Raw genomic sequence first — 3,383 nt, forward strand, 5'->3', positions numbered from 1 at the left:
ACCTGCGCTGGGCGTCCGAAGATGCCTGCCTGATTAACTGGTTTGATATGCGTCAAGGACTCTTTGTGCTGTACAAGAATTTTGATGACCTCTTCGTGATGGATGATAAGGCTGTTACAGCATGCGTAAATATTCTGGAAGAAATGGAAGTATATTACGCCACTCGCCAATTACACGGCAGCGGGCTATATCAAGTCATGGTTGGGTATGGGTTTGATATTTCACAGGAAAGCTTGCCGCGGGTGAAAGAGTTTTTCAACGATAGCATCGTGATTGCTGCTGACGGGGCCAAGTATCCTTGGTCAGGAATGGAAAAAAATAAGAAGTTTTTCTTCCCGAATGGTTTTCCGGATCCTCTTTATGAAGATGGAGATGACTGGATTAATGATCCTGATGAGTACCCTGAGAGCACCACCTATACCGGCGGTCGTGAGGGAGAAAGTTCATCTGAGTAAACATCGTTAGGCTCCTTTGCCTGTCTGTGTTTTAGAGAGAAACATGCCTTATCAACAAGAACGGTCTGCTGAGGAATTCATTGCCCCTTTGTTTATCCGTGAGGACGGATACTGGGAGAATCATATGCTGCCCTATCTGGAGGCGGAGGGGTGGGCTGTCATTACTGTTGATTGTGCTGGGGTGATATCGTATATGGACTTCGCCAAGCGGTTCGTTAAAACTATCGACCCCACCTACAGTTTTCCTGAAGGTTTTAATATGCGTTGGGCTGCTGAAGAGGCATGTTTGATTAGGGATAGGGATATGCGGCAGGGGCTTTTCGTTTTGTATAAGAATTTTGAGCAGCTTTTTACTATGGCTGATGATGATATAAGTGCATGTGTGAATATTCTTGAAGAGATGGATACGTACTACAGTATTCGTCCAATTCATGGTAGTGGGCTGTACAAAGTGTTATTTGGGTGGGGATTCGAACTTTCGCAAGAGAGTTTGTCTCGGGTGGAAGAGTTCTTTGTCAACAGGGTGGTGATTGCTGCTGATGGGGTTGAATATCCTTGGTCAAGTATGGAGGAGTATAAGAAGTTTTTCTTCCCGAATGGTTTTCCTGACCCGTTGTATGAGGATGGTACGGATTGGATTAATGATCCTGATGAGTACCCAGAAAGTACCACCTATACCGGCGGCAGTAATGGGTAAAGTACATCCGAACAAACCTCAGTATTCAATATTATGAGCTTGATGTTCGTGATTCTGGATACATTATCCGCAATGAACCATGGATTAGAGGAAGACGAGATACAGAACGTTTAGTAGTAGGTAGTAATGGCGACATCTACTACACCCCCAACCATTATAAAGATTTTGTATTATTAAGGAGGAGTTAGCGTGGAAAAAGTTGATGAGGTCTGGGGATTTATTCCAGTTATATATATTAAAGAGTCCCATATTTTGCGGGAGCGTGTTAGCTCTCTTGTGAAAGCAGGCTGGAAAATCGTAAATTTTATAAGTTCCAATATCTCTGACTCGCCTAGTCTAGAGGCGGAAGTTATTCGTGCTATTGATTGTCCTTGGCCTTTGCCAGATGAAGGTGCGTGGTGGACACTTGATTTTGTTGAAGAAATTGATCAATGGAAGGACCTGTCGCAAGGGCTTTTTGTTTATGTTTCTGACTTTGATGGTTTAATCCGCAGTAGCCCGGTAGAAGCGGATACCTTATACCAGCATATTGCACGTATGCAGGATCGTTATCGCTGGGAGCGTCTTCGCGATGGAGATGAAGGTCTTAAGTTTATTTATGGTTTTGAATGTTCTGAGAAGAATCTTCCGCTGGTGCGGGAGTTTTTCCGGGGGCATGTGGTGGTTGTGGATAGGTTTGATCCTGAGCATCCTGAGCTTGAGAGTGCGGAGGCACTGGGGCCTTTCGCAGATGAGTATCCGCATTTGCCAGAGTAAAGGATTAGAATCAATAACCTATATATAAGAAAAGGCAGGGTTGTCTATGATTGATTGGTGTCGCCTGTGGGCAGCCCTGCTGGCTTGTATTCCTATGGTAATTTTATTACATATACTGAATATGATGCAAAACCACCAGAGTATATCATCAAAGAAAATGGTAAACCAGGACTTAATCGGGGAACGCATCGTATCGTAGCAGGAAGCAATGGAAATATTTACTATTCGCCAGATCACTACTTAACTTTTGTCCGCCTTGTTGATTAATTTTGAAAGGAAGCGAATATGCCTTATGAGGCTTTATATTCTAAACCGTTTAGTATCCCTGTTTTTATACAAGATAATAATTATTGGGAAAACTATATGCTTCCTTCTCTGCGTCAGGAGGGGTGGCATGTTGTTATAGTTGATTGCGCAGGGGTTGTGGATGCCTATGATTTTGCTATTCGTTTTATGAATGCTATAAGTTTTGATTGGAGTTCATTCCCGCATAAATTTGATTTGAAATGGGCTGAAGAATATGCAGAGGATATCGATTGGCTTGATATGCGTCAAGGATTGTTTGTCTACTATAAAAACTTTGAAGATGTTCTATCTATGGCTGACGGTTTAAACATGGAGGGTTATGCTAGGTATAGTGTGGATATCCTTTACATTATGAATGCTTACTACCCACGGCGCCCTATGTGGCGTGATGACGAATACGAGGTTCTTTTTGGGTATGGGCTTGAGGTGTCGAAAGATTCCCTTCCTCGCGTCGAGGAGTATTTTGAAGGTCACGAAATAATCTTTGCTGGCCCTGATACTGAATACCCTTGGTCTCAACAGGAAGAGCGGAAGAAGAAATACTTCCCTAATGGTTTTCCCGATCCTCGGTATGATGAGAATGGTATCTGGGTGACTGACCCTGATGCGTACCCTGAGAGCACATCCTATACCGGCGGCAGTGGTGAGGAGGGTTCTTCTGAATAATACAAGTTAGTTTTCTCGTCGAGTTGCACTCCAAAAGAGGTAGAAAATGGCTTATAGACAAGCAGGGTCTTCTAAAACATTCATCGCGCCCTTGTTTCTTGCAGAAGATCGATACTGGGAAGATTATATGCGCCCTTACCTCGAGAAAGAAGGATGGTGCGTTGTGGAGGTCGATTGCGCAGGAGTGCAAGGTACTAGGGATTTTGGGTATCGACTTATGGAAGCGATCCGACTTGATTGGGAGAATGAAATTAGTGGTGAATTTGACTCATACTGGGCTGAAGAACTTGCTACTGAAATCGACTGGCTAGATATGCGCCAAGGACTGTTTGTTTATCTTAAACATTTTGAAGATGTTCTAAAGATGGCCGATTATCTGGGGGCTGATAGTTATGCGAACTATGTAGTACGTCTCATTGATTCGATGCAGCTTCATTACCCTATGCGGCCTGCCGGTCATGAAGGGTATGAGGTTCTTTTTGGGTATGGGCTTGAGGTGTCGA

The 3,383-nt window shown here is 43.7% G+C and carries 7 protein-coding genes; all 7 read left to right on the forward strand.

The window, feature by feature from the left end; genetic code table 11:
- On the forward strand, positions 1-455 hold a 455-nt coding region (locus HMPREF2981_RS02925; protein ID WP_070660684.1), incomplete at its 5' end, for a hypothetical protein.
- A gap of 43 nt (positions 456-498) precedes the next feature.
- A complete protein-coding gene (locus HMPREF2981_RS02930; RefSeq protein ID WP_070660687.1) occupies positions 499-1,152 on the forward strand; it encodes a hypothetical protein in 654 nt (217 codons plus the stop codon).
- A 23-nt stretch (positions 1,153-1,175) separates the two neighbouring features.
- Positions 1,176-1,340 carry a ribonuclease domain-containing protein gene (locus HMPREF2981_RS11240; protein ID WP_371326215.1) on the forward strand — a complete coding sequence of 55 codons (165 nt, stop codon included), beginning with the start codon at positions 1,176-1,178 and terminating at the stop codon, positions 1,338-1,340.
- Between the two features lies 1 nt (position 1,341).
- On the forward strand, positions 1,342-1,908 hold the full coding sequence (locus tag HMPREF2981_RS02935; protein WP_070660689.1) for a hypothetical protein: 567 nt from the start codon (positions 1,342-1,344) through the stop codon (positions 1,906-1,908).
- A gap of 66 nt (positions 1,909-1,974) precedes the next feature.
- On the forward strand, positions 1,975-2,175 hold the full coding sequence (locus HMPREF2981_RS10550) for a ribonuclease domain-containing protein (RefSeq protein ID WP_246825228.1): 201 nt from the start codon (positions 1,975-1,977) through the stop codon (positions 2,173-2,175).
- An 18-nt stretch (positions 2,176-2,193) separates the two neighbouring features.
- Positions 2,194-2,880, forward strand: a complete 687-nt coding sequence (locus HMPREF2981_RS02940) for a hypothetical protein (RefSeq protein ID WP_070660692.1) — start codon at positions 2,194-2,196, stop codon at positions 2,878-2,880.
- Positions 2,881-2,926: 46 nt separating this feature from the next.
- Positions 2,927-3,383: hypothetical protein (locus HMPREF2981_RS02945; protein WP_070660695.1), on the forward strand; the 457-nt coding region annotated here is incomplete at its 3' end.

The sequence above is a fragment of the Rothia sp. HMSC069C01 genome, assembly GCF_001814655.1.
Classification (GTDB): Bacteria; Actinomycetota; Actinomycetes; order Actinomycetales; family Micrococcaceae; genus Rothia; species Rothia dentocariosa.